Below are 17,700 nucleotides of genomic sequence, written 5' to 3'. Positions count from 1 at the left end.
CCCCCACGGGCCGCCGCTCCCCGGCATCCGGCCGCGCCGGCGGGACGGCGGATCGAGGCGCCCGGCCGGCCGGCGGATTGTTTTGCGGTTTCTTTGTCCAGCTTTTCCGTATCGCCGACCAACTGCCTGCTCAGGAAATTCTGCATCACATACCCCCGTTACACACATGGCTGTACACCCGCAGACGTCAGGTCATGGGTACCGGCCGTTACGCACTTCGCCGGGCACCCCGTCCGCTCGGTGACACCAGAAGACTAGACAGCCTGCCGGGGTTGGAGAAATGACATTGCTGCATCACCTATACGCTCCAAGAATGAACATCGACCTGCGTCATCTCCGATGCTTTCTGGCCGTCGCCGAGGAAGGCGGGTTCACCGCGGCCGGCCGCCGTCTCCATCTCGCCCAGCCGACCTTGACCCGCAACATACGGACGCTGGAGGAATCCCTCGGCGTCCGGCTCTTCGAGCGCACCACCCGCAGAACGGAACTGACCGACAAGGGCGGAAAGCTGCGCGACGCCGTCGCCCCGCTGCTGCACCAGCTCGACTCGGTCCTCACCGATCTGCGCGAGGGCGAGCGGCTTCGGGTCGGGTTCAGCTGGGGCCTTCCGGAGGGGTTATCCCGTCTCGCCGCCCGGTTCACCGACGAGACCGGGGTCGATGTCGAGTTCGTCCGCTGCGACACCCCGCTGGCCGGCCTGGACACCGGCGTGGTCGATCTGGGGCTGCTGCGCGGCGAGACCCTCCCCAAGGGGCTGCGCGGGGTGTTCCTCTACGAGGAACCGCGGGTCGCGGCGGTCCCCGCAAGCTGGCAGCTGGCCGACCGCACCCGGCTGGACTGGTCCGAGCTGGCGGACTGGCCGCTGATCATCAACACCGTCAGCGGCACCACCTTTCCCGACATGTGGCAGGACGGCAGCCGGCCGGTGATCGGCGCGGAGTGCCGCAACTTCGACGAATGGCTGGAGAAGGTGGCCGCCGGTCTCGGCGTGGGCACCGCACCGGTCTCCGCCGCCCGGCGCTACACCCACCCCTCCGTACGCCTCGTCCCGCTGACCGGCGCCCCCACGGTGCGCGCCCACCTCGCCCACCCCTCGCACGGCGCGCACCCCCAGGCGGCGCGGTTCGCCGACCGGGCCTGGCGGGCAGCGGGCGAGCTGCCGTCCGGCGACGCGGACGGCAGAGCGAAGGCGGGGGTGTGACGCGGCCCGTGTCACAGATTGTGGACAGCGTGTCACCGGACCGTGCTCGGATCGAGACTCACGGTTTCCCCGTGTCCCTTAGAGTGCGACGCACGTTCTTGTGTGCGTATTCAAGGACGAGGCACTCGGGAGGGAATCGGTGGCATGCGCCGTGAGGTGAAGTACGGGCTGATCGGCGGATCGGTTGCCCTGGTGGCAGGAGTCGTCGGCGGCTTCACGCTGTTCGGCGGCTCGGACGAGTCGTCCCCGCAGGAGGTCAGGTCGTCGGACGCCGCACCGGGCGACAGCGCGCCCAAGGTGCGGACGGGGCCGCTGACCGCCAAGGAGGTCCACACCACCACGCGGGCGTTCCTGACCGCCTGGCAGTCCGGCGACGCCGCGAAGGCCGCCGCGCTGACCGACAGCCCGACCACCGCGAAGAGCGCACTGGAGACCTTCAGCAAGCAGGCGAAGTTCTCGAAGGTGACGCTCACCCCCGGCAAGGCCGCCGGTGGCACCGTGCCCTACACGGTCGCCGCGCAGATCGACTTCAAGGGGACCAAGGCCCCCATCTCGTACCGCACCTCGATGGACGTGCAGCGTGACACCGCCACCGGCAAGCCGCGCGTCGCGTGGAAGCCCGCGGTGCTGCACCCCGACCTGGCCAAGGGCGACGAACTGCGCACCGGCGAGGCCGAGGCGCCGCCGATCAAGGCCGTGGACCGCAACGGCACCGAGCTGACGCCCGCATCCCACCCGGCGCTGGCCGGCGTGCTGGAGAGCCTGCGGGACAAGTACGGCGACAAGACCGACGGCAAGCCCGGCGTGGAGCTGTTCATCCACCGCGCCAAGGCCGCCAAGGCCGCCGAGCAGCAGCCGGACAAGACGCTGAAGGTGCTCTCCAAGGGCACGCCCGGCACGCTCAAGACCACTCTGGACGCGCGCCTCCAGACGGCCGCGGAGAACGCGGTCAAGGGCAAGAAGGCGGCGTCCGCGACCGCGGTCAAGCCCAGCACCGGAGAGATCCTGGCGATCGCCAACTCCCCGGCGAAGGGCTTCAGCGTCGCCACCCAGGGCTCGCTGGCCCCCGGCTCGACGATGAAGATCGTGACGGCGGCGATGCTGATGGACAAGGGGATGACGTCGCCGGGCAAGGCGCACCCGTGCCCCAAGTACGTCACCGTCGGCGGCTGGAAGTTCCAGAACCTCGACAAGTCCGAGATCCCCAAGGGCACCTTCGCCCAGAGCTTCGCGGCGTCCTGCAACAACGCCTTCATCTCGCAGGCGGAGAAGCTCAGCGACGACGATCTGACCAAGGAGGCCCGGGATGTCTTCGGCATCGGCCTGAACTGGCAGACCGGCATCCCCACCTTCGACGGCAACGTCCCGGTGCAGAGCGACGCGCAGATGGCGGCCTCGCTGATCGGCCAGGGCGGCGTCCGGATGAACCCGCTCAACGTCGCCACGCTCGCCGCGACGGTCCGCGCCGGCTCCTTCCACCAGCCGTACATCGTGTCGCCCTCGCTCGACAACCGGACGCTCGCCAAGGCGCCGCGCGCCATGAAGCCCGGCACCGCGGCCGGACTGAAGTCGCTGATGCGGCTGACGGCGACCTCCGGCACGGCCGCCGAGGCGATGTCCGGCATCGGCGGTGACATCGGCGCCAAGACCGGCTCGGCCGAGGTCGACGGGCAGAAGAAGCCCAACGCCTGGTTCACCGCCTACCGCGACGACCTGGCCGCGGCGGCCGTCGTCCCGGCGAGCGGCCACGGCGGCTCCAACGCGGGCCCCGTGGTCCGCGCCATCCTCACCGCCGGCTGACCACGGCGGGGCGCCCGCTCGGGCGCCCCCGGTGGAATCGGTTCGCATGGCCCGTACAGCTTTCGCTAGCGTGCGGGCCATGAGCGATTCCGCGTCCCCCACACCCACCGCCACGACCACCAGCCCTTCCCCGGCACGTCCCGAAGGCTCCGCGGCGCCCGCCGCGCCGGGCACGACCGTCCGGGCCCGCCGGGCGGCCGACCTGCGCGAGCGCACCGCGTGACCCCGCTCGTCGTCGTGGCGGTCCTGATAGCCGCCGTCACCCACGCCGGGTGGAACGCCATCGCCCACGGGATACGCGACCAGCTCCTCGCCTTCACCCTCGTCGGCGGCGGAGGCGCGCTCTGCGGCGCCGTCCTGGCCGCCTTCACGCCCCTGCCGGCCGCCGGCGCCTGGCCCTTCCTGCTGGGCTCCGCCGTCCTGCACGTCGTCTACCAGGCACTGCTCATGCAGTCCTTCCGGCTGGGCGAGTTCGGCCAGATGTACCCGATCGCCCGCGGCACCGCACCGCTGGTCGTCACGGTCCTCGCCGCCGTCTTCGTGCACGAGATCCCGGACGCCTGGGCGCTGACCGGTGTCGTCCTGGCCTCGACCGGCCTGGTCGGCGTCGCCCTGTGGGGCATGCGCGGCGCCCGCCGGAAGGGCCCCGAGGGCACCTCGGGCCCCTCCGTCCAGTGGCCGGCGATCACCGCCGCCCTCGCCACCGGGCTCGCCATCGCCGCGTACACCACCGTCGACGGCCTCGGCGTCCGCGCCTCCGGCACCCCGCTCGGCTACATCGCCTGGCTGATGGTCCTCGAGGGGATCGCCATCCCGGCCTACGCCCTCGCCACCCGCCGTCGCGCGCTGCTCACCCAGCTGCGCCCGATCGCGCTGCGCGGGCTGCTCGGCGGAGTGCTGTCGGTCTTCGCGTACGGCCTGGTGCTGTGGGCGCAGACCAAGGCACCGCTGGCCCCGGTCGCGGCCCTGCGGGAGTCCTCCATCATCGTCGGCGCCGCCATCGGCGCGGTGTTCTTCAAGGAGCGCTTCGGCGCTCCGCGGATCGCCGCGGCAGGTCTGATGGTCGTCGGCATCGGCCTGATGCTGCACGCGGGGTAGGCGCGAGGACCGGGCGCCGGGCGCCCGGACGGGTCCCCGCCCCGGCTCAGCCGCCCTTCAGCGCCTTGCGGAGTTCGGTGTTGGCGTTCAGCACCCCGCCGTCGACGGGCAGCGTGATGCCGGTGACCCAGGCGGCGTCGGCCGAGGCCAGGTAGGCGACCGCGGCGGCGATGTCCTCGGGGCGCCCCACCCTGCCCAGCGGATAGGCGCGCGCGGCGCGGCGCAACGCGTCCTCGTGGCCGTCCCAGTTGGGGGTGTCGACCGTCCCCGGAGCGACGAGGTTGACCCGTACGCCCCGGGGCGCGGCCCGGCCGGCGAGGGTGCGGGTCAGGCTGGCCAGGCCGGCCTTGGCGGCGCTGTAGGCGTGGTTGCCGAAGTCCTGGATGCCGTTGACGGACCCGATGTTGACGATCGCGCCGCGGCCGCCTGCGGCGGCCAGGTGCGGCAGCGCGGCCCGTGCGCAGCGGAACGCGCCGCCGAGCGTGATGTCGAGGTCCGCCGTCCAGTCCTCGTCCGGCTGGTCCTCGAACTCCGGGGTGTCGGGGTGGCAGGAGCAGGCGTTGTTGACCAGCACGTCGAGGCCGCCGAACCGCTCGGCCGCGTACGCCACGGCGGCCTCCACCGCTGCTCGGTCGGCCACGTCGCAGGCCAGTGCCGCGGCGTCGCCACCGGCCGTGCGGATGCCTTTCGCGGCGCGTTCCGCGCGCGCTCCGTCGAGGTCGGTGATCAGTACCCGGGCCCCCTCGTCGGCCAGCCGCCGTGCGGTGGCCTCCCCGATGCCCCGGCCCGCGCCGGTGATCAGCACCCCGTACCCGTCGAATCGCCGCGTCATGGCTCCGCCCTTCCCGCCGCACACCGTCCGGCCGGGTGCCCCGGCCTGTGTGCTCTCTACCCAGGACGGGTGGCGGGGCTCATCCCGCGGCGCGGACCGCCGCGGCCAGGCCCCGCACCAGCGCCTGGGCGCGCGGGTCGGCCGTCACGTTCTGCTGCATCCCGTTGGTGGTGTAGCCGAAGGAGAGACCGCTCTCGGGGTCGGCGAAGGCGAGGGAGCCACCGCGGCCGGGGTGGCCGAAGGAGCCCCGCGCCAGGAGCGGGGCGGCCGCCCCGTGCAGCATGAAGCCCAGGCCGAAGCGGGTGTTGACCACGAGGGTGCGGTCGGGCCCTGCGGACTCCTCGGTGCGGGCCAGGGTCAGCGTCGCGGGGGCGAAGAGGCGGGGGTGGCCGTCGACGGCGCCGATGAGGGCGGCGTAGCAGCGGGCCAGGGAGCGTGCCGTGGCGATGCCGGCGGAGGCGGGGAGTTCGGCCTCGCGGTAGGCGGCGGCGTTCTCGTCCGGTGCCGGGGAGATCGCGGCGAAGGCGCGGCGGGTGAGCGAGGCCGGGTCGAGGTAGGCGTCGGTGACGGACTGCTTGGGGCGCACCCGAAGGCCGGCCGAGGCGGCCGGGGCGGGCGTCTCGATCTCGGCGAGCCGGCCGACGCGGGAGTGCAGCGCGGGCGGGAGCCCGATCCAGAGGTCCAGGCCGAGCGGGCCGGACATCTCCTCGGCGATCCAGCTGCCGATGCTGCGGCCGGTGATGCGCGCGACCAGCTCGCCGATCAGCCAGCTGTAGGTCTGCGCGTGGTAACCGTGGTCCTCGCCGGGCGTCCAGGCGGGGGCCTGGGCGGCGACGGCGGCGGGGCCGCTGACGCCGTCGACGGCCTGCTCGGGGGTGAGCGGGGTGTCCAGGACGGGCAGCCCGGCGCGGTGCGAGAGGAGATGGCGGACCAGGACGCGGTCCTTGCCCGCCGCCTTGAACTCCGGCCAGTACGTGCCGACCGGCGCGTCCAGGTCGAGCAGTCCGCGCTGGTGCAGCAGGAGGGGGACGACGGCGGCGATGCCCTTGCTCGCGGAGCGCACCAGCACCGCGGTGTCGGCCTCCCAGGGCGCGGCGGGCCCGTCCTGCGGGCCGTCGGCGGGCTCCGCGGAGGCGGGGGCGTCCGGTCCGCCGTCACCGTGCTTCGTGCCGCCCCACAGGTCGACGACCTTGCGCCCGTGCCGGTACACGGCGACGGCCGCGCCCCGTTCGCCGCGCTGTGCGAAGTTTGCCGCGAAGGCGTCCCGGACCGGCTCGAAGCCGTCCTCGACCGTGCCCTGGACGTCCACCACTGATTCCTGCTTCCCACTCATCCGTCGCGTCGGTGACCCATCAATGGTGCAACGTGCGGATCAGTGCTGGTGACCAGGGCCGCGGTGGGTGGGGTTCGTCACAGGGGGAGCGTCACCGAGCGCGGATCGAATCCGAAGGGCAGTTCGAGGCGGTGGGTGCGCATCAGTTCCGTGTCGCACAGCAGGTCCTGGGTGGTGCCGTCGGCGGTGATGACGCCGCCGGACAGCACGACCGAGCGCGGGCACAGCTCCAGCGCGTACGGCAGGTCGTGCGTGACCATCAGCACCGTCACGTCCAACGACCGGAGGATGTCCGCCAGTTCACGGCGGGACGCCGGATCGAGGTTGGAGGACGGCTCGTCCAGGACGAGGATCTCCGGGCGCATCGCCAGCACCGTGGCGACGGCGACCCGGCGGCGCTGGCCGAACGAGAGGTGGTGCGGGGGCCGGTCGGCGTACTCGGCCATGCCGACGCGGGTGAGCGCCTCGGTGACGCGGGCGTCGAGTTCGGCGCCGCGCAGCCCGGAGGCGGCGGGCCCGAAGGCGACGTCCTCCCGGACGGTGGGCATGAACAGCTGGTCGTCGGGGTCCTGGAAGACGATGCCGACGCGGCGGCGGATCTCGGCGAGATTGCCCCGGTCCACCGGCAGCCCGGCGACGGTGACCGTGCCGGCGCCCGCTTCGAGGATGCCGTTGAGGTGCAGCACGAGGGTGGTCTTGCCGGCGCCGTTGGGCCCGAGCAGCGCGACCCGCTCGCCGCGGCCGACGGTGAGGTCGACGCCGAAGAGCGCCTGGTGGCCGTCGGGGTAGGCGTAGGCGAGCCCGGCGATGTCGAGGGACGGGGCGGGCGTTGCGGTGCTCAAAGGGTCCATCCCAGGAGGCATACGGCGAGGGCGGTGGCGGGGAGGGCGGCCGCGCGGGTCCATTGTGCGCGGCTCGCGGTCGTCTCGGCGAGGACCGGCATGGTGCCGGTGTAACCGCGGCTGACCATGGCGAGGTGCACGCGCTCACCGCGCTCGTAGGAGCGGATGAACAGGGCGCCGGCGGACTTGGCGAGCACGCCCCAGTGGCGTATCCCGCGCGCCTCGAAGCCGCGGGAGAGCCGGGCGATGCGCATCCGCCGCATCTCGTCGGTGATCACATCGCCGTAGCGGATCATGAAGGAGGCGATCTGGACGAGCAGCGGCGGCATCTTCAGGCGCTGCAGGCCGAGGAGGAGTTCGCGCAGTTCGGTGGTGGAGGCCAGCAGGACCGACGCGGCGACCCCCAGCGTCCCCTTGGCCAGGATGTTCCAGGCGCCCCAGAGTCCGGACTCGCTCAGGCTCATGCCGAGGACGCTCACCCGCGGGCCCTCGGCGACGAACGGCATCAGGACCGCGAACGCCACGAACGGCACCTCGATGAGCAGCCGCTTGAGGAGGAAGCCGGCCGGGACGCGGGCAGCGCCGGCCACCGCGGCGAGCAGCACGGCGTACAGCCCGAACGCCCAGATCTGCTCGCGCGGGGTGGAGACGACGATCAGGACGAAGCAGAAGACGGCCGCGATCTTGCAGTGCGGCGGCAGGGCGTGCACCGGCGAGTGCCCGTGCCGGTAGAGCTTGTGGGCGTGGCCCGCGCCCATGTCAGGCGCCGCCGTGCGGACGGGCCCCGGCCGGCTGCCCGTCGGAGCTCGCGGCCCGGCGGCGGCGCAGCACCACGAACACGCCGGTGCCGACGGTCAGGGTCGCGCCCACACCGATCACCCCGGCCAGACCGCCGGACAGCCGCGGATCGGCGAGGTTCTTGACGCCGTAGTCGGCGAGCGGGGAGTCCTTGGCCGCGTGGTCCTCGGCCTTGGCGTCGATGCCCTGGTCGTGGGCGACCTTCTCCAGGCCGTCGGGGCTGGCGGAGGCGTAGTAGCTGACGCCGCCCGCGCACACCAGGGCGGCGGCGAGGCCGGCCAGCCAGACGCCGCGGGCGGAGCGGCGCGGGGCGGCGGCGGGCGCGGGAGCGTCGTCGGCGGGGGCCGGGGCCTCGGCGGGGGCCGGCGCGGGCTCGGCGGGGGCCGCGTCGCGGGCGGCCGTGCCGAGGTCGCCCGTGGCGGGCGCCGGGGCGGCGGGCGCCGTCACCGGCGTGGTGCGCAGTTCCAGCGGCTTGGTCAGACCGCGGGCGCCGTGGACCAGGTCGGGGCGTACCGCGATGACGGCGCCGACGGTCAGCGCGGTGATCGCGGCCTCGCCGATACCGATCAGGACGTGGACGCCGACCATGGCGGTGAAGACCTTGCCGATCGGGACGTCGGCCGTGCCGCCCAGGGCGTACAGGGCGGTGAAGGCGATCGCGGCGGCGGGCACCGAGATCAGGGCGGCGACGAAGGCGGCGACGGTGACCGAGGAGCGGCGGCGCGGGAGGACCTTCACCAGGCCGCGGAAGAGCAGGTAGGCGACCACGGTGGTCACGATCGCCATGTCGGTGATGTTGACGCCGAGCGCCGTCAGCCCGCCGTCGGCGAACAGCACGCCCTGCATGAGCAGCACCACCGAGACGCACAGCACGCCGGTGTACGGCCCGACGAGTATCGCCGCGAGGGCGCCGCCCAGCAGATGGCCGCTGGTGCCGGCGCCGACGGGGAAGTTGAGCATCTGGACGGCGAAGATGAACGCGGCGACGAGACCGGCGAGCGGTGCGGTGCGCTCCGCGCCGCCGCCCGTGCCCGAGCCCGCACCCGCCAGTTCGCGCCGGGCGCCGCGCAGGCTGACCGCGACGGCGGCCGCGGCGACCACACCGGCCGCGGCCGACACCGGCGCGTTGATGAATCCATCGGGTACGTGCATCTCAGGGTCTCCGCTTCAGCTGTGCAACCCCCCTATGTTCGGGCCTCCTGCAAAGAGCTTGCAAGAGCGCCTGCGATGCGAGACGGCTGCGGCGGCAGCGGCGAGGGCGCCCCGGGCGGCCGTGGCGTCCACCATGGCCGGGCAAATGGTTACGGGTCGGTGGATAACGCCGGGCGCGGCCTCCAGGGCGGGAATCCGGACCTCCGGTCGGGTCTCCGTCCGCATGAGATCACTCACTGCGCGAGCAACGGGCTCACGGCATCCGGGCCGTCCCCGGGATGCGCCTCTCCGGCCGCCCCGGAGCGGCCGGAGAAACGGAAGGGCCCGGCGACGGCCCCTCCTCACGGGAGGCCGCCACCGGGCCCTTCACTCGCGCGCCGCTCCCGTCCCCACGGGCGGGCGCAGGCTCCGGGAGCCGCTCCGCTCACACAGCGGTCCCGGAGTTCTCGGAGGCCGTCGGCGGTCCGCCGCCGGCCATCGGTTCAGACGCCGAGGGCGGGGAGCACCACGGCGTCGACATAGGCGGAGAGGAACGCGGCATCGGCACTGCGGTCCTCGATGAGCTGCCGGGTGACGAGCGCGCCGATCAGCATGTGCGCGGCGAACGGCAGCGCGGGGCAGTCGGCGGCGATCTCACCGCGGTCGATGCCGCGCTGCAGCATCGCCTCCAGGCCGGTCACCTCGGGGTCGAGGAGCACCTCGCGCAGCGCCCGGTGCAGATCGGGGTTGCCGTGCACGGCCTGCCCCAGACCGCGCATCAGGGCGGCGTCCTTGGCCAGCTGCCCGTCGTCCGCGCGGCGCGCCAGTTCGGCGAAGTCGCCGCGCACACTGCCGGTGTCGATGTCCGCGGTGCTGACCGGCTTGGAGTGCCGCAGGGCCGTGGCGACCAGCTCGGGCTTGCCCTGCCACTGGCGGTAGAGGGTGGCCTTGCTGGAGCGTGTACGCGCCGCGACGGCGTCCATGGTGAGCGCGTCGTAGCCGACCTCGCGGAGCAGGTCGAGGACGGCGGCGCAGAGCTCGGCCTCCCGCTCGGGAGTCAGCCGGCTGCGTCCCATGGCGCACCTCCTGGTCGGACCGTACGGCGCCCGACGAGGCGAACGAAACGGTTTCGTACACCTCGACGGTACTCGCGGACCCGGCGAAACGGGAGCGTTTCCCGACGTGGTCCCCGTCACCAGGCCGAGTTGCCGCGGGGTGCCCGGCCCGAAACGATGGGTGCGTGAGCGACGCACCCGAGACCAGCGCACCGCACCTGGAGCCGAGCCCCGCCACACCGCCCGGGCGGCTGCGCCGGATGCCCGCCCCGCCGGGTCCCCCGCCCCCCTCGTATCTGCGCTTCCCGCACCTGAGCGGCGACACCCTCTGCTTCGCCGCGGAGGACGATCTGTGGGTGGCTCCGATCGCCCCGGAGGGCGAGGAGCCCGGCCGCGCCTGGCGGCTGACCGTCGACCGCACCCGCGTCAGCCACCCCCGCTTCTCCCCCGACGGCCGGCACATCGCCTTCACGACCTGGCGCAGCCTCGACCCCGAGGTGCACCTCGCGCCGGTCGAGGGCGGCCCGGCCCGGCGGCTGACGTACTGGGGCAGCACCGACGCCCGGGTCTGCGGCTGGACACCGCCCGACAAGGAGGGCAACGCGCAGATCCTCGCGGTCTCCTCGCACGGCCAGCCGTTCTCCTATTACTCCTGGGCCTACACCCTCCCCACCGACGGCAGCCCCGGCCGCCAGCTGCCCTGGGGGCCGGTGTCGGACCTCGCCGTCGCCGAGTTCGACGGTGAGCGCCGCACCCTGCTGCTCACCGGCAAGCCTCCGCACGAGCCCGCCGCGTGGAAGCGCTACCGCGGCGGCGCCATGGGCCGGATGTGGCTGCACGGCACCCGGCTGATGCCGGACCTGCGCGGGCACCTCGACGCGGTGATGTTCGTCGGCGGCCGGATCGCCTTCCTCTCCGACCACGAGGGCGTCGCCAACGTCTACTCCTGCCTGCCGGACAGCACCGACCTGCGCCGCCACTCCGACCACGCCGACTTCTACGCCCGGCACGCCTCCACCGACGGCTCCCGCATCGTCTACCAGTGCGCCGGCGACATCTGGCTGATCGACGACCTGAGCCCGGACGCCGTGCCGCGCAAGCTGGCGGTGCGCCTCGGCGGGCCACGGGCCGGACGGCGCACCCACCAGGTCCCCGCCGCCTCGCACGTCACCTCACTCGCGGTGGACTCCACCGGCCGGGCCAGCGCGGTCGGCGTCCGCGGGAGCCTGTACTGGCTCACCCACCGCGACGGCCCCGCCCGCACCATCCACGACATCCCCGGCATCCGGGTCCGGCTGCCCGAGATGCTCGGCTCCACCGGCCGGATCGCGTACATCACCGACGCCGAGGGCGACGACGCCATCGAGATCGCCAACCTGCCGCGCGCCAGCGGCCCCGGGGAGCCGCGCCGACTGGCCACCGGGCAGCTCGGACGGGTCCAGGAGATGGTGTCCTCGCCGGACGGCGAACGGCTGGCCGTGGCCTCGCACGACGGCCGGCTGCTGCTGGTGAACGTCGCGCGGCCGGACGCGGCCGCGACGGAGCCCGCCGAGCCGGCCGGCGCCGAGGGGGCGGCGGACGCCGCGGGCGATCCCGGCGCCTACCGCGACCCGGGGCCCGGCGAGGTCGCCGAGCTGATCCGCTCCGCCAACGGCCCCGTGCGCGACCTCGCGTTCTCCCCCGATTCGCGCTGGCTGACCTGGTCGCACCCGGGCATCGGCCGCACGCTGCGGGAGATCAAGATGGCCAAGCTCGCCGACCGCACCCTCGTGGACGTCACCAACGGCCGGTTCGAGGACGAACAGCCGGTGTTCACCCGCGACGGCCGCTATCTGGCGTTCCTGTCCTGGCGGGGCTTCGACCCGGTCTACGACGTGCACACCGGCGACCTGTCCTTCCCGCTGGGCTGCCGGCCGTATCTCGTCCCGCTGTCCTCCGCCACCCCGTCCCCCTTCGCGCTGTCGCCGGAGGGACGGCCCGCGGCCGGCGGGCTCGACCCGGGGGAGAACCCTCCGGGCGACGAGGGTCCGGTGCTGGTGGAGGTGGAAGGGCTGTCCGAGCGGGTCACGCCGTTCCCGGTCTCGGCGTCCAAGTACTCCTCCCTCGCGCCGGTCAGCGGCGGCGGACTGGTCTGGCTGCGCTGGCCCATCTCCGGCGCGCTGGGCGAGACCTTCGCCAACCCCGACAACACCTCGGGCCAGCCCACCCTGGAGCACTTCGACCTGACCAAGGCCCGGCGCACCGAACTCACCAGCTCCCTGGACCAGTTCGCGCTGAGCGGGGACGGCACCCGCCTCGTCGTCAACGACGAGGGGGATCTACGCGCGGTGCCGGCCAACGAACTGCCGGACAGCGACTCGACGGTCTTCCTGGACCTGCGGCGCATCCTGCACGACGTGGATCCCCCCGCGGAGTGGGCCCAGGCGTACGAGGAGGCCGGCCGGATCGTCCGGGCGTACTTCTGGGACCCGGGAATGTGCGGCATCGACTGGGACGCGGTGCTGGATCAGTACCGCCCGCTGCTCGACCGGATCACCTCTCCCGACGAGTTCGCGGACCTGCTGCGCGAGGTGCTGGGCGAACTGGGCACCTCGCACGCCTACGTCGTCGGCGCCCGCCGCAACGAGGGCCCGCCGCACTACCAGCGCGCGATCGGCCTGCTCGGCGCCAACTTCGCCTGCCGGGACGGGCGTTGGGTGATCCAGCGCATCCTGCCCGGCGAGTCCTCGGACTCCAGGGCCCGCTCCCCGCTGGCCGGTACGGGCATCCGCGAGGGCTCCGCGCTCACGCATGTGGACGGCCGCCGGGTCGATCCGGTGGCCGGCCCGTCCCCGCTGCTGGCCGCGGCCGGCGGCACCACCGTCGAGCTGACCTTCTCCCCCGCCGACGGCACCGGACCCGCCCGCCGGGTCGCGGTGGTCCCGCTCATCGACGAGCGGCCCCTGCGCTACCAGGACTGGGTGGCCAAACGCCGGGAGGTGGTACGGCAGTTGAGCGGCGGCAAGTGCGGCTATCTGCACATCCCCGACATGGGCGGCTCCGGCTGGGCACAGTTCAACCGCGATCTGCGGATGGAGGTCTCCCGGTCCGCACTGATCGTGGACGTACGCGGCAACGCGGGCGGCAACATCTCCGAGCTGGTGATCGAGAAGCTCACCCGCACCATCCTGGGCTGGGACCTCACCCGCAACGCCGAGCCGGTGTCGTACACCGGCAACGCACCCCGCGGCCCGGTGGTCGCGGTCGCCGACGAGATGACCTCGTCCGACGGCGACATGATCACCGCCGCCTTCAAACTCCAGGGCATCGGCCCGGTGGTGGGCATGCGCACCTGGGGCGGGGTGGTCGGGATGACCGGACGGCACCGGCTGGGTGACGGCACCGCCATCACCGTGCCGATGAACGCCGCCTGGTTCCGGCTCTACGGCTGGGGCGTGGAGAACCACGGCGTGGACGTCGACATCGAGGCCCTGCGCTCGCCGCTGCACTGGGCCGAGGGCCGCCATCCGCAGCTCGGCGTGGCGGTGCGTACGGCGCTGGAGCTGCTCGACCGCCACCCCGCGGCCGTCCCGCCGGACCTCTCGGACGTCCCCGACCTCCGCCGGCCGCCGCTCCCGCCGCGCAGCGGCTGACCGGGCAGGCACGCGCCGAGGGGCGCACCCGGTGGATCGGGTGCGCCCCTCTCGCCTGCGCGTCACGCGGGGCGTTCAGGACCTGCGCGCCGGTCAGCTCCCGAGACGGTCCTGCATCTCGTCGCGGACGCCCTGGCCCGGCTCGCGGCCCTGCCGGCCACGCTCGCCGGGCTGCCGGTCAGGCTCCTCGCGCTCGGCCCGAGCGGGGTCCTCGGCGTTGCCCATCTGACGCCGCGCCTCGTTCTTGAGCCGCTCGGCCTTGTCCCTGAACTGGTCTGCGAGACCCATGCTGTCCACTCCTGTGAGGGGTGTCGGGGATCGGACCCAACCAGACTCACATGAACGGACATTCGTCGCATTTCGATCACCAGGCGCTACCGTCCGTATCCGCCCGCCCGGGCGGCCGTGCCCGGCCCGGCTACCGGTTCGTGCGCGCCTTCTCGTCGGCCTCGCCGCCCGCACCGACCAGACCGACCCGCATCCCGTCCAGCCGGCTGCCGAACCGCCGCATCTCGCGCTGCCCCACCGAGCCGATGACCGACGGCAGATAGCCGCGGATCGACTGCATACCGCGCAGCCACCACTGGCCGTAGACGTGCGGGGCACGCCGTTCGATGCCCGCCACGATCCGGTCGACCGCCGGGCCCAGCGGGTAGGTCTTGTTGGACGGCCAGGGCAGCCGGGACCGCAGCTCGCGCATGACGTCGTCCTGGTCGGCGCCGCGCACCATGTCGGTGTCGGTCCAGCTCAGGTAGCCGACGCCGACCCGTACGCCCTTGTGGCCGACCTCGGCACGCAGGCTGTGCGCGAACGCCTCCACCCCCGACTTGGACGCGCAGTACGCGGTCATCATCGGAGCCGGGGTGATCGCGGCCAGCGAGGCGATCTGGAGGAAGTAGCCGCGGGACTCCATCAGCACCGGCAGGAAGGCGCGGCCGGTGACCGCACCGCCGATCAGATTGACCTCGATGACCCGCTTCCAGGCGACCGGGTCGGAGTCGACGAAGGGGCCGCCGGTCGCCACACCGGCGTTGGCGACGACGGCGTCGACCTTCCCGAAGCGGTCCTTGACCTCGCCCGCGACCTGCGCCATCGCCTCGTGGTCGGTGACATCGGCGTGCCAGTGGTGCGCGGGGCCGTGCAGCGACGCCGCGACGCCGCGCAGTTCGTCCGGCTCCAGGCCGACCAGCGCGAGGGTGGCGCCGCGCGCCGACAGCTTGCGGGCCAACAGCGCGCCCACCCCTCGGGCCGCGCCGGTGACGACGACGACCTGTCCCTCCAGCTTCCTGCTCGCGCTCATGCCGACTTCTCCTTCTTCTGCCGCGTGCCGCCCCGGGGCGGCGGTACCGCGGCGCGGGCGGTCTGCGTGGTGTCCAGATGGTCCCGTACGAGTTCGCGGATGCGGCCGATGACCACGTCCGGCGCCTCGATGGGGGTCATGTGCCCGACGTCGGGCAGCTCGGTGAGACCGCGGAAGTCGGGCAGCACCGAGGCCAGCCGACGGGCGTGCACGATCGGGGTCAGCCGGTCGGCGGTGCCCGCGATGACGGCCGTCGGCACCTGCAACCGGGCCAGCGAGCCGGTCAGTTCGAGCCTCGCCAGCACCTTGCCCCAGCGCGACCGCACGCCGGGCCGGCAGGCGTGCACGATCCGGGCGCATGCCTCGATCTGCTCGGCGGTGGCCCCGGGGCCCATCGTCGCGTACTTCAAGGCCCGCTTGCCGACCGGCGTGACCGGGCCGAGCGGCGCACGCGAGGTCAGCATCAGCCGGTGCGCCCGGCGGCGGCCGCCGGGGGTGCGCAGCGGGATGACCCGGGACTCCGCGGCGAGGTCCGCGCTGCCGGTGCTGCACAGCAGGATCGCCGCGGCCCGCTCGGTCAGCTGGGGCCGCTCGGCGGCGGCCATCGCCGTCATGCCGCCCATGGAGTGGCCGGTCAGCACCGCCCGTTCGCCCGCTTCCAAGGTGGCGTCGAGCACCGCGGCCAGGTCGTCGGCGAGCGCGTCGGTGCTGTAGCCGCCCGGCCCGGCGGCCGGGCTGCGGCCGTGCCCGCGCTGGTCGTAGACCACCACCTTGTGGTCGGCGGCGAGGTCCCGCACGACCGGAGCCCAGAACGCCGTCGAACAGGTCCAGCCGTGCGCCAGGACGACCGCGGGGGCACCTTCGGGGCCGTGGACCTCGGCGTACAGCCGGGATCCGTCGGACGAGGTCACGGTCAGCTCCCTGCGCGGGGCGGGCGGCGCGTACGGGCCCGTCGTCACATGTCCCGGCCTGCTCATGCCGCCACCTCCGCGGTCTTGTCGCCGGCGGGGCCGGCGGTCCGTGCGGCGGGCACCCGCAGCACTTCGTACTCGGCGAGGTCGACCTGCCGGGTCACCTTCCTGAACTCCGACGTCGTCCCCGGCCAGGCCGTGGTGTTGCGCCCGTTGGAGTCGAGGTACCAGCTGTCGCAGCCGCCGGTGTTCCACACCGTGCGCTCCATGCGCTGCTGGATCGTACGGGTCCACTCCTGCACCGCGGACGGCCGGGCGCTGAGTGCGATCTTCCCGCCGAGGGTGTCGAGTTGGCGCATGTAGTCGACGAGGTAGTTCAGCTGGGCCTCGATCATCAGGATCATCGAGCTGTTCCCGAGGCCGGTGTTGGGGCCGATGATGGTCAGGAAGTTGGGGAAGCCGGCCGCGCTCGCGCCGCGCAGCGACTCCATGCCGTCCTTCCACTCCTCGGCCAGCGTCGTGCCGTTGGCGCCGGTGACGCGCTGGGCGATCGGCATGTCGGTGACGTGGAATCCGGTGCCGAAGACGACCGCGTCGGCCACGGTCTCGCTGCCGTCCGCCCCGACCAGGACGTTCCCCCGCACCTCCTTCAGCCCGGACGCCACCACGTCCACATTGGGCCGGGTGAGCGCCGGGTAATAGGTATTGGAGAGCAGGATGCGCTTGCAGCCGATGCGGTAGTCGGGGGTGAGGGTGGCGCGCAGCGCCGGGTCCTTGACCGCCCTCTTCATATGGGCCTTGGCCAGGCCCTCGATCAGGCCCAGCTCGTTGGGGCGCTTGGTGAAGGCGCTGACCTGGAGTTCCCTGATGCCCCAGAGCAGTCCGCGGCGCGCGGCGCGGGTCGCCGGGACCTTGTCGTGCAGCCACCGCTCGGCCGCGGAGATCTTGCGGTCGGCGCGCGGCAGCACCCAGGCCGGGGTGCGCTGGAAGAGGGTCAGCCGGTCCACCGTCGGCTGGATGGCCGGCACGATCTGGATGGACGAGGCGCCGGTGCCGATCATGGCGACGCGCTTGCCGCGCAGGTCGTAGTCGTGGTCCCAGCGGGCGGAGTGGAAGACCTTGCCCGGGAAGGTGTCCAGGCCCGGGATGTCGGGGATCTTGGGGTCGGACAGCGGCCCGGTCGCCGAGACGACGACGTCGGCGGTCAGCGCGCCGCTCGCCGTCTCGACCTCCCAGTGCAGCTCCTCGTTGCTCCACCGCAGGCTCCGCACCTCGGAGCGGAAGCGGATGTGGGGGCGCAGCCCGAAGGTGTCGGCGACCTGCTCCAGGTAGGCGCGGATGTGCGGCTGCCCCGAGAAGTTCCGCGGCCACTGCGGGTTGGGCGCGAAGGAGAAGGAGTACAGGTGCGAGGGCACATCGCACGCACATCCCGGATAGCTGTTGTCCCGCCAGGTGCCGCCCACCGAGTCGGCCCGCTCCAGGACCACGAAATCGGTGATTCCCGCCCGGCGCAGGCGCACGGCCGCCCCCAGACCACCGAATCCCGATCCGATCACCGCCACCCGCACATGCTCGTGCTCGCGCTCGGCCATGCCGCCGCCTCCCGAGTCCGCATCGATCCCGCCAGCAATCACTGGCACGATTGGAGAGTAGGCCAGCTCCGTACCGAGCGGTAGGGGTCAGGCGCAGGGAAGTTACCGACGGTTGCACCTCGGCCCGGAGGCACATCCCCGGCATAGGGTGAGCAGGTGGCAGCGAACAAGAACG

The 17,700-nt window shown here is 73.3% G+C and carries 15 protein-coding genes; 5 read left to right on the top strand and 10 right to left on the bottom strand.

All coding sequences use genetic code 11. The features are described from left to right. Positions 1 to 313 precede the first annotated feature (313 nt). The 4 genes from QOM21_RS21530 (at position 314) to QOM21_RS21515 (ending at position 4,099) form a co-directional block, all read left to right on the top strand. On the top strand, positions 314 to 1,201 hold the full coding sequence (locus QOM21_RS21530) for a LysR family transcriptional regulator (RefSeq protein ID WP_407552367.1): 888 nt from the start codon (positions 314 to 316) through the stop codon (positions 1,199 to 1,201). A 144-nt stretch (positions 1,202 to 1,345) separates the two neighbouring features. Next, positions 1,346 to 3,001 carry a penicillin-binding transpeptidase domain-containing protein gene (locus QOM21_RS21525; RefSeq protein ID WP_407552365.1) on the top strand — a complete coding sequence of 552 codons (1,656 nt, stop codon included), beginning with the start codon at positions 1,346 to 1,348 and terminating at the stop codon, positions 2,999 to 3,001. A 79-nt stretch (positions 3,002 to 3,080) separates the two neighbouring features. Further along, positions 3,081 to 3,224: a hypothetical protein gene (locus tag QOM21_RS21520; RefSeq protein ID WP_407552363.1), complete on the top strand. Its 144-nt coding sequence runs from the start codon at positions 3,081 to 3,083 to the stop codon at positions 3,222 to 3,224. Further along, positions 3,221 to 4,099, top strand: coding sequence for an EamA family transporter (locus QOM21_RS21515; protein WP_407552362.1), 879 nt, complete (start codon positions 3,221 to 3,223; stop codon positions 4,097 to 4,099). The genes QOM21_RS21520 and QOM21_RS21515 overlap by 4 nt, the downstream gene beginning before the upstream one ends. 46 nt (positions 4,100 to 4,145) lie before the next feature. On the opposite strand, the gene QOM21_RS21510 is transcribed toward QOM21_RS21515, so the two are convergent. The 6 genes from QOM21_RS21510 to QOM21_RS21485 all read right to left on the bottom strand — a co-directional run bounded on the left by QOM21_RS21510 (position 4,146) and on the right by QOM21_RS21485 (position 10,111). Then, positions 4,146 to 4,931, bottom strand: coding sequence for an SDR family NAD(P)-dependent oxidoreductase (locus QOM21_RS21510; protein ID WP_407552360.1), 786 nt, complete (start codon positions 4,929 to 4,931; stop codon positions 4,146 to 4,148). A 79-nt stretch (positions 4,932 to 5,010) separates the two neighbouring features. Continuing rightward, positions 5,011 to 6,264, bottom strand: a complete 1,254-nt coding sequence (locus tag QOM21_RS21505) for a serine hydrolase domain-containing protein (protein ID WP_407552358.1) — start codon at positions 6,262 to 6,264, stop codon at positions 5,011 to 5,013. Between the two features lie 77 nt (positions 6,265 to 6,341). Continuing rightward, on the bottom strand, positions 6,342 to 7,115 hold the full coding sequence (locus tag QOM21_RS21500) for an energy-coupling factor ABC transporter ATP-binding protein (protein ID WP_407552356.1): 774 nt from the start codon (positions 7,113 to 7,115) through the stop codon (positions 6,342 to 6,344). Continuing rightward, complete coding sequence (cbiQ, locus tag QOM21_RS21495; RefSeq protein ID WP_407552354.1) at positions 7,103 to 7,864, bottom strand: cobalt ECF transporter T component CbiQ; 762 nt, start codon at positions 7,862 to 7,864, stop codon at positions 7,103 to 7,105. The genes QOM21_RS21500 and cbiQ overlap by 13 nt, the downstream gene beginning before the upstream one ends. Position 7,865: 1 nt before the next feature. Beyond that, positions 7,866 to 9,056: an energy-coupling factor ABC transporter permease gene (locus tag QOM21_RS21490; protein WP_407552352.1), complete on the bottom strand. Its 1,191-nt coding sequence runs from the start codon at positions 9,054 to 9,056 to the stop codon at positions 7,866 to 7,868. A gap of 482 nt (positions 9,057 to 9,538) precedes the next feature. After that, positions 9,539 to 10,111 (bottom strand): TetR/AcrR family transcriptional regulator, encoded by a 573-nt coding sequence (locus QOM21_RS21485; RefSeq protein ID WP_407552350.1) that lies wholly within the window; start codon positions 10,109 to 10,111, stop codon positions 9,539 to 9,541. Between the two features lie 239 nt (positions 10,112 to 10,350). Here QOM21_RS21485 and QOM21_RS21480 point away from each other — a divergent pair, with 239 nt between their 5' ends. Further along, positions 10,351 to 13,722: a S41 family peptidase gene (locus tag QOM21_RS21480; protein ID WP_407555747.1), complete on the top strand. Its 3,372-nt coding sequence runs from the start codon at positions 10,351 to 10,353 to the stop codon at positions 13,720 to 13,722. Positions 13,723 to 13,815: 93 nt separating this feature from the next. Here the strand turns inward: QOM21_RS21480 and QOM21_RS21475 are convergent, their stop codons facing one another. The 4 genes from QOM21_RS21475 to QOM21_RS21460 form a co-directional block, all read right to left on the bottom strand. After that, positions 13,816 to 14,010, bottom strand: coding sequence for a hypothetical protein (locus tag QOM21_RS21475; protein WP_407552349.1), 195 nt, complete (start codon positions 14,008 to 14,010; stop codon positions 13,816 to 13,818). 130 nt (positions 14,011 to 14,140) lie between these two features. Beyond that, positions 14,141 to 15,022: an SDR family oxidoreductase gene (locus tag QOM21_RS21470; RefSeq protein WP_407552347.1), complete on the bottom strand. Its 882-nt coding sequence runs from the start codon at positions 15,020 to 15,022 to the stop codon at positions 14,141 to 14,143. After that, complete coding sequence (locus QOM21_RS21465; protein WP_407552345.1) at positions 15,019 to 15,999, bottom strand: alpha/beta fold hydrolase; 981 nt, start codon at positions 15,997 to 15,999, stop codon at positions 15,019 to 15,021. Before QOM21_RS21465 ends, QOM21_RS21470 begins: the two co-directional genes overlap by 4 nt. Beyond that, complete coding sequence (locus QOM21_RS21460; protein ID WP_407555746.1) at positions 15,996 to 17,525, bottom strand: flavin-containing monooxygenase; 1,530 nt, start codon at positions 17,523 to 17,525, stop codon at positions 15,996 to 15,998. The genes QOM21_RS21465 and QOM21_RS21460 overlap by 4 nt, the downstream gene beginning before the upstream one ends. Between the last annotated feature and the right edge of the window lie 175 nt (positions 17,526 to 17,700).

The organism is Streptomyces sp. Pv4-95, assembly GCF_045782725.1.
Classification (GTDB): Bacteria; Actinomycetota; Actinomycetes; order Streptomycetales; family Streptomycetaceae; genus Streptomyces.
Note: the sequence above shows the minus strand (reverse complement) of the source record. Positions and strands in the feature narration are given on the sequence as shown.

Coding starts and splice junctions, on each gene's coding strand:
- QOM21_RS21530 (WP_407552367.1), top strand. CDS start 314: ATGAACATCGACCTGCGTCATCTCCGATGCTTTCTGGCCGTCGCCGAG.
- QOM21_RS21525 (WP_407552365.1), top strand. CDS start 1,346: ATGCGCCGTGAGGTGAAGTACGGGCTGATCGGCGGATCGGTTGCCCTG.
- QOM21_RS21520 (WP_407552363.1), top strand. CDS start 3,081: ATGAGCGATTCCGCGTCCCCCACACCCACCGCCACGACCACCAGCCCT.
- QOM21_RS21510 (WP_407552360.1), bottom strand. CDS start 4,931: ATGACGCGGCGATTCGACGGGTACGGGGTGCTGATCACCGGCGCGGGC.
- QOM21_RS21505 (WP_407552358.1), bottom strand. CDS start 6,264: ATGAGTGGGAAGCAGGAATCAGTGGTGGACGTCCAGGGCACGGTCGAG.
- QOM21_RS21500 (WP_407552356.1), bottom strand. CDS start 7,115: ATGGACCCTTTGAGCACCGCAACGCCCGCCCCGTCCCTCGACATCGCC.
- cbiQ (WP_407552354.1), bottom strand. CDS start 7,864: ATGGGCGCGGGCCACGCCCACAAGCTCTACCGGCACGGGCACTCGCCG.
- QOM21_RS21490 (WP_407552352.1), bottom strand. CDS start 9,056: ATGCACGTACCCGATGGATTCATCAACGCGCCGGTGTCGGCCGCGGCC.
- QOM21_RS21485 (WP_407552350.1), bottom strand. CDS start 10,111: ATGGGACGCAGCCGGCTGACTCCCGAGCGGGAGGCCGAGCTCTGCGCC.
- QOM21_RS21480 (WP_407555747.1), top strand. CDS start 10,351: ATGCCCGCCCCGCCGGGTCCCCCGCCCCCCTCGTATCTGCGCTTCCCG.
- QOM21_RS21475 (WP_407552349.1), bottom strand. CDS start 14,010: ATGGGTCTCGCAGACCAGTTCAGGGACAAGGCCGAGCGGCTCAAGAAC.
- QOM21_RS21470 (WP_407552347.1), bottom strand. CDS start 15,022: ATGAGCGCGAGCAGGAAGCTGGAGGGACAGGTCGTCGTCGTCACCGGC.
- QOM21_RS21465 (WP_407552345.1), bottom strand. CDS start 15,999: ATGAGCAGGCCGGGACATGTGACGACGGGCCCGTACGCGCCGCCCGCC.
- QOM21_RS21460 (WP_407555746.1), bottom strand. CDS start 17,525: ATGGCCGAGCGCGAGCACGAGCATGTGCGGGTGGCGGTGATCGGATCG.